16 protein-coding genes and 1 pseudogene are annotated in these 15760 nt (G+C 62.3%); 6 read left to right on the top strand and 11 right to left on the bottom strand.

Annotation, left to right across the window (positions count from 1 at the left end; translation table 11 throughout):
• Positions 1–64 precede the first annotated feature (64 nt).
• The gene (locus tag WA943_RS02510) at positions 65–970 is read left to right on the top strand and encodes a crotonase/enoyl-CoA hydratase family protein (RefSeq protein ID WP_424468259.1); all 906 of its coding nucleotides are present in this window, start codon (positions 65–67) and stop codon (positions 968–970) included.
• 83 nt (positions 971–1053) lie between these two features.
• On the opposite strand, the gene WA943_RS02505 is transcribed toward WA943_RS02510, so the two are convergent.
• The 6 genes from WA943_RS02505 to WA943_RS02480 all read right to left on the bottom strand — a co-directional run bounded on the left by WA943_RS02505 (position 1054) and on the right by WA943_RS02480 (position 7422).
• Positions 1054–2307 (bottom strand): MFS transporter, encoded by a 1254-nt coding sequence (locus tag WA943_RS02505; RefSeq protein ID WP_424468258.1) that lies wholly within the window; start codon positions 2305–2307, stop codon positions 1054–1056.
• Complete coding sequence (locus tag WA943_RS02500) at positions 2308–3564, bottom strand: MFS transporter (protein ID WP_424468257.1); 1257 nt, start codon at positions 3562–3564, stop codon at positions 2308–2310.
• Between the two features lie 153 nt (positions 3565–3717).
• The gene (locus tag WA943_RS02495) at positions 3718–4527 is read right to left on the bottom strand and encodes a phytanoyl-CoA dioxygenase family protein (RefSeq protein WP_424468256.1); all 810 of its coding nucleotides are present in this window, start codon (positions 4525–4527) and stop codon (positions 3718–3720) included.
• A 20-nt stretch (positions 4528–4547) separates the two neighbouring features.
• A complete protein-coding gene (locus WA943_RS02490) occupies positions 4548–5348 on the bottom strand; it encodes a phytanoyl-CoA dioxygenase family protein (RefSeq protein ID WP_424468255.1) in 801 nt (266 codons plus the stop codon).
• A gap of 167 nt (positions 5349–5515) precedes the next feature.
• Complete coding sequence (locus WA943_RS02485; protein WP_424468254.1) at positions 5516–6190, bottom strand: NAD(P)H-binding protein; 675 nt, start codon at positions 6188–6190, stop codon at positions 5516–5518.
• Positions 6187–7422 carry a citrate synthase family protein gene (locus WA943_RS02480; RefSeq protein ID WP_424468253.1) on the bottom strand — a complete coding sequence of 412 codons (1236 nt, stop codon included), beginning with the start codon at positions 7420–7422 and terminating at the stop codon, positions 6187–6189. Before WA943_RS02480 ends, WA943_RS02485 begins: the two co-directional genes overlap by 4 nt.
• 126 nt (positions 7423–7548) lie before the next feature.
• Between WA943_RS02480 and WA943_RS02475 the strand changes: the two genes are divergently transcribed.
• Together WA943_RS02475 and WA943_RS02470 are read left to right on the top strand one after the other, a co-directional pair.
• A complete protein-coding gene (locus WA943_RS02475; protein WP_424468252.1) occupies positions 7549–8664 on the top strand; it encodes a citrate synthase/methylcitrate synthase in 1116 nt (371 codons plus the stop codon).
• Positions 8661–9725: a DUF2332 domain-containing protein gene (locus WA943_RS02470; protein ID WP_424468251.1), complete on the top strand. Its 1065-nt coding sequence runs from the start codon at positions 8661–8663 to the stop codon at positions 9723–9725. Before WA943_RS02475 ends, WA943_RS02470 begins: the two co-directional genes overlap by 4 nt.
• 15 nt (positions 9726–9740) lie before the next feature.
• Here WA943_RS02470 and WA943_RS02465 read toward each other — a convergent pair whose 3' ends face one another.
• Complete coding sequence (locus WA943_RS02465) at positions 9741–10178, bottom strand: Rap1a/Tai family immunity protein (RefSeq protein ID WP_424468250.1); 438 nt, start codon at positions 10176–10178, stop codon at positions 9741–9743.
• Positions 10179–10265: 87 nt separating this feature from the next.
• Here WA943_RS02465 and WA943_RS02460 point away from each other — a divergent pair, with 87 nt between their 5' ends.
• Positions 10266–11393 (top strand): saccharopine dehydrogenase NADP-binding domain-containing protein, encoded by a 1128-nt coding sequence (locus WA943_RS02460; RefSeq protein ID WP_424468249.1) that lies wholly within the window; start codon positions 10266–10268, stop codon positions 11391–11393.
• A gap of 7 nt (positions 11394–11400) precedes the next feature.
• On the opposite strand, the gene WA943_RS02455 is transcribed toward WA943_RS02460, so the two are convergent.
• Together WA943_RS02455 and WA943_RS02450 are read right to left on the bottom strand one after the other, a co-directional pair.
• The gene (locus WA943_RS02455) at positions 11401–11670 is read right to left on the bottom strand and encodes a hypothetical protein (protein WP_424468248.1); all 270 of its coding nucleotides are present in this window, start codon (positions 11668–11670) and stop codon (positions 11401–11403) included.
• 11 nt (positions 11671–11681) lie between these two features.
• Positions 11682–12014 carry a hypothetical protein gene (locus WA943_RS02450; RefSeq protein WP_424468247.1) on the bottom strand — a complete coding sequence of 111 codons (333 nt, stop codon included), beginning with the start codon at positions 12012–12014 and terminating at the stop codon, positions 11682–11684.
• 186 nt (positions 12015–12200) lie between these two features.
• On the opposite strand from WA943_RS02450, the gene WA943_RS02445 reads away from it, so the two are divergent.
• Positions 12201–13280 (top strand): DUF2336 domain-containing protein, encoded by a 1080-nt coding sequence (locus tag WA943_RS02445; protein ID WP_424468246.1) that lies wholly within the window; start codon positions 12201–12203, stop codon positions 13278–13280.
• 3 nt (positions 13281–13283) lie between these two features.
• Here the strand turns inward: WA943_RS02445 and WA943_RS02440 are convergent, their stop codons facing one another.
• Positions 13284–14102 carry a helix-turn-helix domain-containing protein gene (locus WA943_RS02440; RefSeq protein WP_424468245.1) on the bottom strand — a complete coding sequence of 273 codons (819 nt, stop codon included), beginning with the start codon at positions 14100–14102 and terminating at the stop codon, positions 13284–13286.
• A gap of 92 nt (positions 14103–14194) precedes the next feature.
• Here WA943_RS02440 and WA943_RS02435 point away from each other — a divergent pair, with 92 nt between their 5' ends.
• Entirely contained in the window at positions 14195–15115 is a 921-nt protein-coding gene (locus WA943_RS02435; RefSeq protein WP_424468244.1) for an alpha/beta hydrolase, read from the top strand.
• A gap of 2 nt (positions 15116–15117) precedes the next feature.
• On the opposite strand, the pseudogene WA943_RS02430 reads toward WA943_RS02435, so the two are convergent.
• Positions 15118–15760 (bottom strand): annotated as a pseudogene (locus WA943_RS02430) (aromatic ring-hydroxylating dioxygenase subunit alpha); the annotation flags it as partial.

Here is a 15760-nt window from a genome sequence, read left to right as displayed (position 1 = left end):
CGCAAGGGAGCCGCAGGCCCAGGCGCAGAAATTCGGCAATTGCCGCTAACAGGGAGCGAAAAAAATGGCCTACGAGACGATCAAATACGAGGTCGAGGATCAGATTCTCACCATCACGCTGAATCGGCCCGACAAGCTCAACGCCTTCACCGGCCAGATGATGCTCGACATGATCGACGCCTTCGACAAGGCCGACGCCGACGACAATGTCCGCGCGATCATCGTGACGGGCGAAGGCCGCGCCTTCTGCGCCGGTGCCGACCTCTCCGCAGGCGCCAAGACCTTCGATTACGCCGAGCGCGAAGACCGCCCCGACAAGCAGGGCAACCCGGTCAACGCCGACGGCTCCATCGACTGGAGCAACGAAGCCGTGCGCGACGGCGGTGGCCGCCTGACGCTGCGCATCTATGAATGCCTGAAGCCCGTCATCGCCGCCGTCAATGGCCCGGCCGTCGGCATCGGCGTCACCATGCAGCTTGCGATGGATATTCGCCTTGCGTCGGACACGTCGAAATTCGGTTTCGTCTTCGCCCGTCGCGGCATCGTGCCGGAAGCCTGCTCGAGCTGGTTCCTGCCGCGCATCGTCGGCATTTCGCAGGCGCTTGAATGGACCTATACGGGCCGCGTCTTCGGCGCGCAGGATGCGCTTGACGGCGGCCTCGTGCGCTCGCTGCACAAGCCCGAAGACCTGCTCCCCGCCGCCCGCGCTCTGGCTCGCGAAATTGCCGACAACACGGCGCAGGTTTCCGTCGCCCTGACGCGCCAGATGCTTTGGCGCATGGTTGGCGCCGACCATCCGATGGAAGCGCACAAGATCGACAGCCGTGCCATCTATGCGCGTGGCCGCACCGACGACGCAAAGGAAGGCGTCGTCTCCTTCCTCGAAAAGCGCCCGGCGAAATATCCCGACCGCGTCTCGAAGAACATGCCGTCCTTCTTCCCCTGGTGGCCGAAGCGCGAATACAAGTGACATTGAAAAGGCGGGCCCGGTGCCCGCCTTTTTTGTCTCCCGCATCCTCTGCCGTCATCCCGGCCTTGCCAAAAACTCGGCGTCTACCCCCGCGCCTCCGCCCTCGGCGCTTCCAGCTTCCAGAGCGGCGTGAAGAAGAAAATCGACAGCCACAAGATGATCATCAGCACGACCGGCACCAGAATGGCATCGAGCGGCCCCATCCACTTGATCAGATAGCCCGTCAGCAGCGCGCCCAGCGGCCCGCCGCCCATCGTGCCGAGCTGGAAAGCCGAGATCAGCCGCGCGCGCATATGCGGGCTGGCAAATTCCTGCACCACCGCGCGCGATTGCGTCATCGACACGCCGCCCGCAAGACCCCAGAACAGCGCCAGCGCATCGACGACATAGATCGAGAAGCCGAAATGCATGACGACCATCACCACGGAGCCCGTGCACATAGCGAGCATCATCGCGCGCCCCTGCCTGCGGATCGGGCGCATGCGGCTCAGCGTGAACGACGAAATGCCGATGCCGCCGAAGAAGCACATGTTGATCACCGCAAGCTCAAACGAACTGCCGTGATAGATGTCGCGCACCATGATCGGGAAGAGCACCATGAAGACGCCCATGAACAGCACGCCCGACATGAACATCATCAGCACGACGGGCCGCAGCCTCTCGCTCGTCCATAGAACGACGAGGCCTTCCTTGATGTCGGAGAGTTGCGACTTGCGCGCGCCGCTGAGAGGCGCGGGTGGCGCGAGCGAGAGCTTCGATGTCGTGAACGCCGCGCAGGCAAGCAGCACGCTCTGAAGCACGAAAAGGGCAGGCGCGCCGACGATCATCGCCGTGCCACCGACAAGAAACCCGCCGACCTGCGCGAGAAACTGCCCGCTCATGGCAAGCGCGACGGCGCGTTGAATATTGCCCTTGAGGCTTACAACGGCGACCCGCGTCAGCATCGCATCGCGCGTCGGCATCACATAGGCGCCCAATATGCCAAGCACCACGCCGAAGCCGAGCACGATTTCATATGTGAGGTGGCCCGTATAGATCAGCCAGGCAAGCATCAGCGGCGGCACGGTCTGGATAAGCTGCAAGCGCTGCAAATGGCTGCGCAATTCCAGCCGGTCGGCCAGCGCCCCGCCAAACAGCGTGAACAGCAGCATGGGCAGCATCATCATCATCTGCGCAATGCCGACGCGGTCGGAGCTTTCATGCAGCACGATGGCGACAAGCCAGGGAAAGATGACGCCCTGAATGCCGCTTGAAATGAAATAGAACCAGATGCCGCCCATATACCAGGCAAGATCGGAGCGCGGCTCCTCAGCCGCCGCGTTTTCGTCCGTATCCACTCAGCTTTCCTCGGCGTGATAGCGCCAGAGCGGCGACATGAGAAGCGCAATGACAATGCCGATCATCACGACGGCAGGCACCAGCACGGCTTGATGGATGCCGAGCCAGCCGACGAGGAAGCCCATCAGCAGCGAGCCGATAGGCGCGCCGCCGGAAAAGCCGAGCTGGTAAAATGCGAGCACGCGCGCCCTGTGGCTGGCCGGCGCCGCCAATTGCACGATGGTCCGCCCCATCGTCATCGTCGTGCCCGCGCCGATGCCCCAGAGGAAGCAGAGAATGCAGAGCACCCAGAACGGCATCGTCAATGCGAGCAGCGCCAGAATGATGAGCCCGCATGAGACCGCGCCCATCATCACGCGCCCGCGCCGCACGATATGGCCGACCTTCAGCAGCGCCATGGTGGCGAAAATCGTGCCGCCCCAGAAGCAGATATTGATGAGCGCGAAGCGAACCGCAAATTCAGTGACGGTGCTGTGATAGATGTCGCGCACCATCAGCGGCAGCACCACCATGAAGCTGCCGACATAGAAAAGCCCGACCGCGAAATTGACGCCGATCACCGCGAAAACAATGCTGTGCGCCCGCGCGGTCGCAATCCCGTCCAGTATCTGCGCAAGCCGTCCTTCGCCCGCGCTCGTCTGCGCCGGCGGCAGCGGTTGCAGTTTCGTCGTCGCCCAGCCGCCGGCAATCACCAGCAGGGCCTGAAAGATCAGCAATGCAGGTGCGCCGATGATGGCGGCAAAGGCGACGATGAGCATGCCGACAAGCTGCCCGCCCATCTGCGTGCCCATGGCCAGCGTCACCGCCTGCTGAATGCCCGTTTCGGCAATGCGCGTCAGCGCTGAATCGCGCGCGGGCATGGCAAAGGCGCCAAGCGTTCCCATGGCCAGCGCATAGGCGATCAGGAATCCATAGCTCAAATGCCCGCTGATGAAGACCCCGGCCAGCACCAGCGGCGGAATGGCGGCAAGCCAATGCACGCGCACCAATATGCGCCGCACATCGCCATGATCGGCCACCGTGCCGCCCAGCAGCATGAAAAGCAGCGACGGCGCCATCAGCGACATCTGCGCGATGCCGAGTCGCGCCGCAGGCTCATGCAGCACCTGCGTCACCAGAAACGGAAAAATCACGAACTGAATGCCGAGGCTGATGTACCAGCTCGCCTGACCGCCGAGATAAAGCCGCAAACGCTGCGTCCGCGTCGCCACGTCCACCATTTCGGCGTTGATCGTTTGCTCCCCCGGCACCGTCATATGACCCTCACGCGATTCTCTGGCATTGCGCCATTGTTGTTCCCGCAAACTATAGCATCTGCGCCTGTTGCAAATGCATATACGGACAGTTTTGTAGGTGTCGGAGAATTGGCCGGTTATCCGTCTACCCGGTGCCGCGCGGCCGGACGCGGGCTAGGCGGGCGACGCGCCGTTCACCAGTCCGAGCCCTGCGGTCTTGTATCCCAGAAGCTCAAGCATCGTGTCCGAGGCGAATTGCCTGACGGATGGGTCGAGCGCAAGAAACCAGTTCTCCTGCGTCCGATAAATGGGCCGCGTATACCAGGCGAAAATTCCGGCGCGGCGCTTGTCAGCCGTGCGGTTGAGGCCCGTCTTGTGCCACACGCGCGCTTCCATGACGATCATCGTGCCCGCAGGCGCTTCAAGCGGCACCGTGTCCGTTGCCGCTTCTTCGGCCTTCGGATTGCGGTGGTGCAAATGGCTTCCCGGCACCATGCGCGTCGCGCCGTTCTCTTCCGTGAAATCGTCGACGCACCAGCAGACGTTCACGCCCTGCGGCTCCGCGGGCCAGGGTTCCGGCACGAAAATCTGGTCGGCATGCAGCACCATCTCGCCGCCGCCCGGCCCGGTGATATTGGCCGAGATATTGCCGAGCAGCGCAGGCCAGCCGATGATCGAGCGCAGCAGCTCCAGCGCGGCAGGGTGCTCCACAAGATCGGAGAAAACAGGATCGCGGCTCAGCACATTCCACACGCGCTGGTTCGTGTCGTCATGCGCATAGTCGAGGCCGAATTTCTGTTCGCGTCCACGCGCCCGATCGTCATAAGCAGCGCGATAAAGCGCATCATGCACGCGCGCCAGCGTCGCGCCTTCCAGCACGCCTTCGACAAGGCAAAGCCCGTGTTCCTTTATGTCGCGCGCCGCGCGGGCAAGATCGCGCGTCGGTTTCGGAAGGCTCGCCCCTTGCGTCATCTTGTTCAGCATGTCCTCTCCCGCCCGAAACCTCAGGCCTCCTTGAGATAAAGCGTTTGCAGGTCGCTCGTCGGATTGCTGCCGAAGCCCAGCATGTCGCGCATCAGCGGGCTTACTTCCCTGAGCAATTCGGGCGTGACCGTCTGATACCAGTTCCATTGCGGACGCAGGAACGGGCGGACGTAATAGGCAAAGAGCCCCGCGCGCGTCTTGTCCGCGCTCACATTCGCGCCCGTCTGATGCCAGACGCGGCCATCCATCACGAAAATCGATCCCGCCTTGCAGGTGATCGGCACAGCCTCGTCATAGCTCGCGCCCCAGTCCGGCCCGTGATCCTTTTTATGCGAGCCGGGCACGAAGCGCGTCGCGCCCACCTCCACCGTAAAATCGTCGAGCGCCCAGCCGACATTGATCGCGAGCGGGTAGGGCGGCCATGGCGCGGGCACATAGCCCTGATCGGCATGCATCCCCATCGCGCCCGAACCCGGCGCGGTCACATTGGCTGAAAAATTCGACAGCAGAAATTCATGGCCGAGCAAATGGCGCACCAGATCGATGGCTGTCGGATGCTCGACGAGATCGCGAAACGCGCGATCCTTTCCGACGAGATTGAAAACGCGCGTGTTGCGCGTATCGGGATCGAATGAAAATCCATTGAGCGGCACGCCTTGCGTTTCGTCCGCTTCGATGCCGCGCTTCAGCGCATCGCACGTCGCCGCAACGCCATCGGTGTCGAGCACACCCTCCATGATGGTGAGGCCCTGCTCATCCAGTTGCTGCTTTGCTTCCGCGACATTGCGCGCAACCGGCAATGCATTTTCTGCTTTTGCCATCCTGTCTCCTCCCGACTGAAAGTCTGGGCGAGGAGACATGGAGCGTCAACCTTCGAGCACGCGCCGCCGCACAAGCGCAACATATCGCAGCGTCACCTAGTTTCTGCTGTCATCCCGGGCTTGTCCCGGGATCCAGGAGCCATACGCTCGGAACCCGCCGCGAAGCATCACCGCGCCAGCGCCATCATCTCCCGATATGTCAGCACATGCCGCCCCGCGTTCCCGCGCAGCGCCGCCGCGACCATCGCCTTGGCAACGGTCTCCCCCGGAATGCCCCGATATTGCACCGCGCCGCCGATCATCAGCGGATTGAGGAAGGGCGTCAGCGCCATGATCATCGCTTCACGCGGCCGCCTTTCAGCGCGCTCTCCAAACAGCAATCCGGGCCGGAAAATATGCAGGCCCGAAAATCCGATCGCGCCGACCGCATCTTCCGCCTCGCCCTTCACGCGCGAATAGAAGATCGACGATGAAGCGCCCGCGCCGATCGCCGAGACGAGCAAGAAGCGTTGCGCGCCAGCAGCCTTTGCCGCGCGGGCAAAGCCGACCACATAGTCGAAATCGACCTTGCGAAATTGCGGCTGACTTCCCGCCGCCTTGATCGTCGTGCCGAGCGCGCAAAACGCATCGTCGACATGCGCGCCGGACGCAGCCACCGCGCTTTCCACCGCATCGAAATCCGTCACGATCTGCGTGAGCTTGGGATGTTCAGTGTCGAGCTTCTTCCGCGTCACCGTCACCACGCGACCATAGTCTGGCGAGGCCAGAAGCAGCTTTAGCAAAGACCTGCCGACAAGGCCGCTCGCGCCTGCCAGCAAAGCCACGCGTCCGTTTTCGCTCATCGTGGAATGTCCCCCGTATATCTCGCGCGCGGCCTGATCATATGGCCCGAACGATGTTGCTCGATCGCATGGCCGATCCAGCCCGCCGTGCGCCCGAGCACGAAGACGGCAAGTCCCGCACCGGGCAGCATGCGCAGCGTAGCGCCCATCGCGCCGATAGCGAAATCCACGCTGGGTTTGACGCCGCCCGCATCCGCCATCACATCCATGATCCTTTGCGAGCGCTGAAACGCCGGATCGTCGCCATAGGAATCCTGCATCATCTTCAGCAGCGTTCTGGCGCGCGGGTCGCCATCGGGATAAAGCGGATGCCCGAAGCCCGGCACCGGATCGCCATTGCGCAGGCGCGTCAGCACGGCATCTTCAAGATCCTGCCGATGCGCCATATCCGTCAGAAAACTTTCGACGCGATTGGTGAAGCCGCCATGTCGCGGTCCCTCTGCCGCGCAGATGCCCGCCTGCACCGACGCATAAAGCGTCGCGCCCGTTCCCGCGACGCAGCGTGCCGTGAAGGCGGATGCATTGAGTTCATGGTCGGCGCAAAGCACCAGCGCCGCGCGAATGAGATCGGCGGCCCGCTTGTCGCCCATGGTGAGCGCGCGCGCCAGCACCTCATGCACCGGCTCCGCCGATGGCGCGACGCCGGAAATGACAGCGGCCACATAGCGCAGCAGCCGCGCCCCCGTCGCCGCAAGCCCCCTGTCCGTCATGTTGTAAACTGCAGGATCGTCGAGTTCGGCAACAGGCAGCAGCGCAAGGCATCGCGCAATACGCGGCATTTGCGAAAGCTCCGTATGCAGTGTTTCAAGCATCGGCGTCATGGTCAGAACGGCGTCGCGCGTGAAGGGCTGCACATCGCGGCATCCCCAGAGCAGCGCCGCCACTTGTTCGAGGCTCGAATTGCGCGCCAGCGCCGTCGCGTCCGATCCCCGGTAATGCAGCTTGCCGTCCGCAATCAGCGTGATCGCGGAATCGAGCACCGGCAATCCGCCGAAGTTCAGCGCGCCTCTCGCATCCGCCGCCTGCGACGCCGCATGGCCGCTCCGCCGGTCCTTCAGCACGCGCACATCTTCCGCCCGGTAGCGCTTCGCCCGCGTATCGGCCACCGGCTCGGAGCGGATCATGTCGCGGCTCACATAGGCGTAAAGCGTGGCTAGACTCACCCCCAATTCGGCGGCGGCCTCCTTGGCGGAGAGGTAGAGGTTTTCCGGGGCGTCGGCTTTGCGCGGCATGGCTGGCTCGTCATTCATATACATTGATTAGCTTAATCAAGATTGACGATATATCAAGCCACCTCCAGATTTGGCTCAGAAGCGGGGCCCATTCGGGTGCTGCCGCCCCGAAAGTGAGGTGTCGTGATGTCCGAGAACAATGTTTTGAAGCGCGCCAGCGCCGCAGGCCTCGACAATGTGGTCGCCGCCGAAACCGCGCTCAGCCATGTCGATGGCGAGGCGGGCCGTCTCGTCATCGCCGGTTACGATCTGGAGGTTTTGGTCGCCTCCCACGATTTCGAAGCCGCCGCCGCTCTCCTCTGGCGCACCGCCGGTCTCGACCCCGCGCCGGACGAAAGCGCCGTGCGCCGCCAGTTGGGCGAGGCGCGTGTCGCCGCCTTCCGCCTCGTGCCGCTGCTGCTCGCCTCCACCAAGGGTCTCACCGTGACGGAGGGTCTGCGCGCCGGTCTCTCGCTCCTGTCCGACGAGGGCGACTTACCCGCCCATATCCGCGCGGTCGGCGCCGTTCCCGTTTTTGTCGCCGCTCTTTGCCGCCGCGAAAAGGGCGCGTCCGCCGTCGCCCCGGTCGCCCATCACGGCCATGCGGCCGATTTCCTGCGCATGTTGCGCGGAGAGCCCGCAAGCGAAGCGGAGGTAACGGCCCTCAATGCCTATCTGGTGACGGTAACGGATCACGGCATGAATGCCTCCACCTTCACCGCCCGCGTCATCGCCTCGACGCGGGCGGGCATGATCTCGTCCATCGTCGGCGCGCTTTGCGCCTTGAAGGGGCCGCTGCATGGCGGCGCGCCCGGCCCCGTACTCGACATGCTGGACGACATCGGCACGCGCGAAAACATCATGCCCTGGCTCAGGCGTGAAATCGCGAAGGGCGAACGCCTGATGGGCTTCGGCCACCGCGTCTACAAGGTCCGAGATCCCCGCGCTGATGTGTTCAACAAGGCCGTGACGCTTCTGACAAACGGCAATGAGCGCGTATTGTTTGCCCGCGACGTTGAAAAGGGCGCGCTTGCCGCACTCCGCGAGGCAAAGCCCGATCAGCGCCTCGACACCAATATGGAATATTACACAGCCATATTGCTCGAAGCCCTTGGCATACCGCGCTCCGCCGTCACCGCCGTTTTCGCAATGTCGCGCGTCGTCGGCTGGTCGGCTCATGTTATGGAACAGGAGCGCGTCGGTCGCCTCATTCGTCCGCAGTCTGCCTATATCGGTCATTGGCCCGACGAGAAGGCCGCATGAAACCGTCATTCCAGGTACCCATGCACGAAGACGTCCGCAAAGACTTCCTTCGGCAGTCGCTCGCCTGCAGCGCACTCGGCTCGCCATTCACGAGCCGTGTCTGCGCCTTGCTGGCCGAGCGCCTGACCGATGAAAGCGCCTTCGGCAGCCGCATTCTCAATTGGCCGGGTCGGTCGGAGCGCGATGCCTTGCCGCTTCGCGCGGCTGGCGGCCTCAATGCCTTGAGCCGTTCGGGACTCGCTCCCGCGCTCACCTCGGCCTATCCGCCGCATGAAGTGGACGATGAAACGCTCTGGGCCGCCATCGCTCAGGCCATCGTCGTACACGACGCTTTCCTCACGGGGTTCCTCGACAGCCCGCCCCAGACCAACGAGGTCGCGCGCTCCGGCACCATTCTCGGCGGTGCATTGCATCTCGCGGCCATGACGAAAATGCCGATCGACCTCTATGAAATCGGCTCCAGCGCCGGTCTCAATCTCGGCTTTGACCGTTACGCCTATGATCTGGGTGAGGGCAGGGCATGGGGATCGGATGCCGAGGGCGTCCATATCGAGCAAATATGGAGCGGCTCATGCCCGCCGCTTGATGCGCCCCTCACCATAAACGCGCGCCACGCCTGCGATCAAAACCCGCTTGATCCGTCAGCAGATGAAACGCGCGAGCGCCTTCTTTCCTATGTCTGGCCCGATCAGACGGCGCGCAAAGCCCGCCTTGCTGCTGCACTTGAAAGCATCGCGCGCTCAGGCTTCCGCGTCGAAACCGCCGATGCTGCCGATTGGGTGGAGCGCCACTTTGCTGCGCCCGGCACGAAAGGCGTCGTAAAGCTCCTGCTTCACACCATCGTCTGGCAATATCTCCCGCCGGATGTTGCGCGCCGCATCAAGCTTGCAATGGAAGTGGCCGGAACCGCAGCCACCGCCGATGCGCCCGTCGCCTGGCTCCGCGCCGAACCGGACGAAACGCTCGGCACCGCCGCCGTCAAACTGACGCTCTGGCCGACAGGCGAAACGCGGCTTCTCGGTCGCGCCGATTTTCACGGCCGCTTCACCCGCTGGGCATGACGCAAGCCCGCCGCCTCATTTTGCACAAGGCGGCGATGATCCAAACGCAACGTGGACGAGCTGAAGCGCGGGTTGCCCAAGGAGTTCGGGATGCCACTCCGCGCTGTGTATCACCCGCGCTGCAAGCTGTTCGTAAGAACGCGGCCCCGTAATATCGATGCAGTCCGGTGCATATAGCGGCATGCCGAGCGCCGCCTTCGCGTTATCGTCGTCATGCACATATTTGAGCGTCGCGAAGTAACCGGCGAGATATTGACGGCAATAGAGCCCCTTGCGCGGCGTCGGGCCCTCCGGCTTCAGGGCAAAATTCGCCAGCGTCTTGCACGCTTCATAAAGGTCTTGGCCCGTAGAAATACGGGGCTGCATGGCGCCGGATTCCGTCGCGCCAAAGGCAATGGTTAAAACATTGGTGACGATTACCAGCGTCGCTATGGCTCGTGTCGACAGGTTCATTGCAAGGTCACTCCCGGCCCGTGACAATGGACCATCCGATCGGGGGACGGGAAGCCCGCTTGAAGGTTTGCCGTCGGGAAAATGACGATGAAGACAAGGTTGCTGATTTACGGTGTCGAGGAATTTGCGGGCGCGTTGATTTCGCGCCGCGCGGCCGGGGCAGCCTTTGCACATATTGCAGCAGGCGGGGATATCGCCCGCGTGGCTACCCACGCCAATGCGATGTCACGAGCCCGCGCCGGACTGGTCGAGCCGCGCATTTTCGGTCTCGGGGATAAGTCCCGTCTCGCGACCCAGCTCGACGACGTGGCGGTCCTCGTCAATTGTTCTCCCCGTTTTTCCAAGACCTCACCCGCCCTGATCGACGCCTGCCTCGCCACAGGCACGCACTATCTCGACATCTGCTCGGAAAGGCTCAATCTCTCGCAGGTTTTGGCTCGAAATGATGAGGCAGAACGAGCCGGAATCGTCCTGATTGCGGGGACAAGTTTCGACGTCGCCGCCGCCGACGCCATGTCGGCCCGCCTTGCCACCCTGCTTCCCGCAGCCCGGAATTTGACCATCGCCGTCCATCGCAGCCCGCTGTCTCGCGCCGAAGCAGGCAGCCTGATTGCCGCCTGCCGCGTGCCCGGCGAGACCCTGAAAAATGGACGGCTCACAACGTCGTCACCGGCTAATTCATCCGTAGACGTTGATTTTTACAATGGCGAGGAAACAGCGTTCCTCGCGCCGTGGCGTTGCGAAGGTATTTCCGCGCAGCACCGCGGGCCTTTCACGACCGTCAACTCATACGAAGTTCTGCATCCGGCATTGACGCGCCTCCTGAAACGCGCCGGTATTCGCCGCTGGATGTTCCGTCACGGATACAGGCTCGCCGCACTCGAACGCCGCATTGCGGGCCGCCGCGCGGGACCGACTGACAAGCAGCTTTCCAGATCACGCTCCATCGTATGGGGTGAAGCGCGCGCGCCAGACGGCAGCGTGCGTCGCGCCCGCCTCGAAGCGCCTGCCGCTCATCTGTATACGGCAGATGCGACGCTCCTGATCTCTCGCATATTGCTTTCAGGAAATGTCGCGCCGGGATTTCGATGGCCGTCAGAAGTCGGCGGCGCGGCGCTCGTCGAAGAGATCGACGGCGTCACCTGGCGCGAGCTTGCCGATCCTTCGGAAACGATGACGCCGGATTTGCCGGTGCAGGTCGTCGCGTCAACCTAGATATGCCTCAAGGCTTTTCGACGCCGAACCAGCGGTCCTTGAGTTTCATCATGCATTCGCGCTGCGAATATTGGCTCGTCATCATTCTTCCCATTGCTTCGGCGGCTTCCGGCGTTTTGCCCGGCTCTGCGCCCATCGCATTGGCGAGCTTTGCATAGCCTTCATCCGCGATGTCTTTGGCGAGCATGCGGCAGGGATCGACCGTGCCATATTTCACAACGGGAACGATGATCGCGACGGCGATCAGAAGAACAATCAGTCCAAGGATCATGCGCATGACGTTTCCCTTCAATACCCGCTCGGCCCATTGCGACGGCCATAACTATCGGCAGGCATGGTGCTCGATTGCCCCCCGGACGAAACCTTGCAGGCATTGAAGCCCTTCTTCCACCCGGCCCGATAGGCCTTGCTCTTGCCCCAGCCTTCCGGGTCGCGGTGCAGGGTCGAAGGATCGCCCGGCACATAGGAAGCACCTGATCCGCAACCATCCGAATAGCCGGTGCCGTAAAGCGGGTCCTCGCTATATTTGCTGTCGGCGCCAAACGTACCGCAGGCGGCGAGCGCAAGCATGGCAGCAAGCGCCAGGCCGAGAGTTGCGGTTCTTCTGAAGCGTTTGGCCATCCCTAAACTCCTTGGGCGAAACTCGTAAGCTGGCGAATGTACTAAGCGGTCCGTCGCCACACCATAACTATAGTTTACGAGGTTTTAACACGGTTGATGCTCAGATAAGCGAGTAGCCAGGCGAAAATTCCGGCTGAAACGTTTTGGAACCGGGCTCTCGAAATGGCGGTGGGTGGACACGAGGCGATGACAGGGCACGAGGCCGCATCCTCGTCGAGTGAGCGCGACCTGTTGCTGCGTCGCCTCGCTGACCTTGCGCTATTGCCGTCTGGTCGCATGACGCCGCAGGAGCGCGGCCTGATCGATACTGTGATCGCGTCTGCTGTCTCGCGTCTCGACGCAACTGGCCGCAGGCGTCTCGCCGAACGCATCGCACAACTTCCCGAGGGACCGGGTGAATTGACGCTCGCACTTGCGCGCGACACGATTGATGTTGCTGCACCGGTCCTGCGCAGCAGCCTCGCATTGCAGGCAGGCGATCTGGTTCAGATTATTCGCACCGCAAGCGCCGACCATCAGCTCGCGATCGCCGAACGGAAAGCGCTGTCAGCCGCAGTCGTCGAGGCATTGATAGACCACGCCAGCGCCGCCGCAATTTGTCGGATGCTTTTAAATCCCGCTGCCGAGCTTTCCACGCGTGCAATGGAAACGCTTGTGCGCCGTAGCGCCAGCGAACCGGAATATCAGCCCTTGCTGCTCGCGCGCCCCGAACTGACAATGCGCCTCGCGCAGCTCATGTTCTGGTGGGCATCGCTGGAAGGGCGCAAAGAAATTCTCGGGCGCTACTCCATCGAACGACGCATGATGCATTCGGCGCTCGATGACGTGCTGGATGCAGGTTTGGCTGCAAGCAGTGTGGACGAAGCGCTGCACGTCACGCTCTCTCTCGTTCGGCCTCCTGTCGCGATGTCGAAGGCCGAACTGGCGCGGCTCCTTGATCTTGCTGGAATGAGAATGCGAGATGAGTTCGCCGAGGAATTTGCGACAGCGGGCCGCATTCGCGTTGAAACTGCGTTGCGCATTATCGGCGATATGGGAGGCGAGCCCGTTGCGATTTACGGCAAGGCCCTCGGCCTGTCGCGCGCGCAATTCGCCGAGCTGATTGCCGCATTGGCCAGATTGCGCGATGTTGATCTGTCCGGCGGATCGTTCTTTGAACGGATTACAGCCGTATTCGATGCAATCTCCACCGATCGCGCCGATCTCGTTCTGCATTGCTGGGATTGGGCCATATCTGCCGAAACACAGATACCGTCCGAGACATAGCCTTCATTCGGCCGCGGAAGCAGATGACGCAACGGCTTCTGGCTCGGCAGCCACCCGTGCGGCAGCTTCCGCCGACGGCATGAAATCCGGCTGCGTGATTATATCTTCTAGTGCGCTGCGCGCACGCGCCGCCGTTGCGATAATGTCGCTCTCGGCCTTGTCGACAAGGTCGAGCACCGCTCTCACGCCATTCAGCACATTGTCGAGCCATGGCTCTCCGCCATGGCCATTGGCTTTGAGCGTCACGCCATCGGCTGCCAGCGTCGTCACGACGCGGCGCACCGCCGCCGTATTGAAATCGACGGGGCCAGTCACGAGATCGACCAGCATGCGCACCTGCGCGCGTACGCCTTCGACAAGTGCGCTGCGTTCGCGTGCTTTGCGGCTGTCGTCGTCGGCCGGTGGTGCGAGATCGTCGAGCGAGACATTGAGCACGCGCGCAATCGCAGCCATCGTGCGAAACGTCCCGTCTTTTTTTCCTGTCTCGATTTCAGACAGATAGGCCGGGCTGATCCCGGCTGCTCGCGCCAGCGCAATCGCTTTAAGGCCCCGGCTTTCCCGCCAGACCCGCACCGGGCTTTGTCCCTCGGCGATCCGATGTGCGACCGTTGCCGGTACGCCATCTTGTCCGCCCAGTCGATCAACGAGTCGGCTGGACAGGGCCGCGCGCACCTCAATCATTTCTCGCGCTGCGTCGACCGTTTGCGTCAGCAGCTCAAATTCATTTCCCGGTACAACGACGAACAGCGTCTTGCCGTCCGCATCAAGGATGCGCTGGTAATCTTTGTCGCCCGCAATTTTCTGATTGGAAGACTCGCTCACGAGACATGGTCTCCGTTCATGGCGTCGCTTGCATCCTCTTGAGTCCGAGGCATGATGGTCCCGGCGGGAGATCGAAGCATAGGGAGGCGCGAATGTCCATGGATCGTCAGCGGCCAAAGAAAAATGTCGACGAGGTGGTGGCGCTCGTCAGAGAGCGCGGCAGGCGCGGCGAGTTGCCGCTCGCCGAACGTCGTGCGGTGATGGACAAGAACACTGAGGTTTTTCCGGTACCGGCGGGTGTGCGCATTGAGGCCGTGGACCTCGGTGGGCTAAAGGCTGAGTGGATGATTCCAGATGGCTTGTCTCCGTCATCTTCGCCAGTACTCATCTATTTCCATGGCGGCGCCTATGTCGTCGGCTCACCGCTTTCACATCGACACGTGACGGGACGCCTGGCAATCGCGGCCGGGGCTTGTGTGTTGAGTGTCGACTATGCGCTGGCGCCAGAGCATCCCTTTCCTGCAGCCGTTGTCGATGGCGTCAAAACCTATCGCTGGCTTCTGGATCACGGTCATGCCGCGAACACCATTGCGCTCGGCGGCGATTCTGCTGGTGGCGGGCTGGCAGCGGCAACGCTCATCGCGGCTCGCGATCAAGGCTTGCCGATGCCCGCCAGCGCGATCCTCATCAGTCCATGGACGGATTTGACCTGCGATACCGAAACCTATCTCAGCCGCGCTGCCGTCGATCCAATGATAACGCCGGAATCGATCAGAGGGTTGGCTGCGGTTTATCTCGCAGGCGCGGACGCCCGCGATCCGCTTGCCTCGCCAAATCTCGCCGATCTAACCGGATTGCCGCCCTTGCTCGTTCATGTCGGCACCGACGAGGTGTTGCTCGACGACGCACGCATTTTCGTTGAGCGCGCGAAGGCGGCGGGCGTCGATGCGCACATCGAAGTGTGGGATCGCATGTTCCATGTGTGGCACGCCTTCTATCAGATGCTTGAGGAAGGCGAGGCGGCAATCGAAATTCTCGGCGAGTTTCTTCACCAACGTTTTTCGAAAGCCTGACGTCAGCTGCGCCAGCGAAGAGTGGCGGGCTTCACGGGATTCTCGAATGGCCGACCTTGCTCGACGGCTTCAGCCCATTCACTCTTCAGCCGCTGATACCACTTGGCCTGCACATCGGCATCGTTGATGAGCATGAGGCGCGGATCGAAGCGCAATCCTTCTTGCTGCAGGTTCACCATGTCCCGGTCCTGGCCGAGAAAACTCCGCATGAAACGCCGAACGATCGGTTTGAAGATCGAAAGAAACGGGATCGTCCAGTAAAAGGATTGAGTGATCTCCGTCGTCTTCTCGTCGATAGGCGTGACGCTCGTCAGACCGACGAGGCGATGCCGTCCGGCCTTGATGCGCTCGATCCTTATGCCGGGAAGCCGGAATGCAATCTCGGTCGTCGGGGTGCCACCGAGAATTTTATAGGCTAGCGAATTGCTTGATGGCTCGTGTTCAACCATCGCAAAGCCGAGCGGGCTCGGCGCAAATGCCTTTGCCTTCTCATGAATGGATTTTTTTGAACGCCACCACCATGAGCGATGCACATATGGGCCATGCGCGGGATCCATGAGCCCGACAATGGCATGGTCGACATGGCAGGAAAAATTCATCGTCTCGCGAATGTTTGGCGCGCGTCCATCGAAGTCTGGCATGACG

The organism is Parvibaculum sp. (assembly GCF_049651025.1).
Taxonomy (GTDB): Bacteria; Pseudomonadota; Alphaproteobacteria; order Parvibaculales; family Parvibaculaceae; genus Parvibaculum.
The sequence above is the reverse complement of the archived record's forward strand: the minus strand, read 5'-3'. Positions and strand labels throughout refer to the sequence as shown.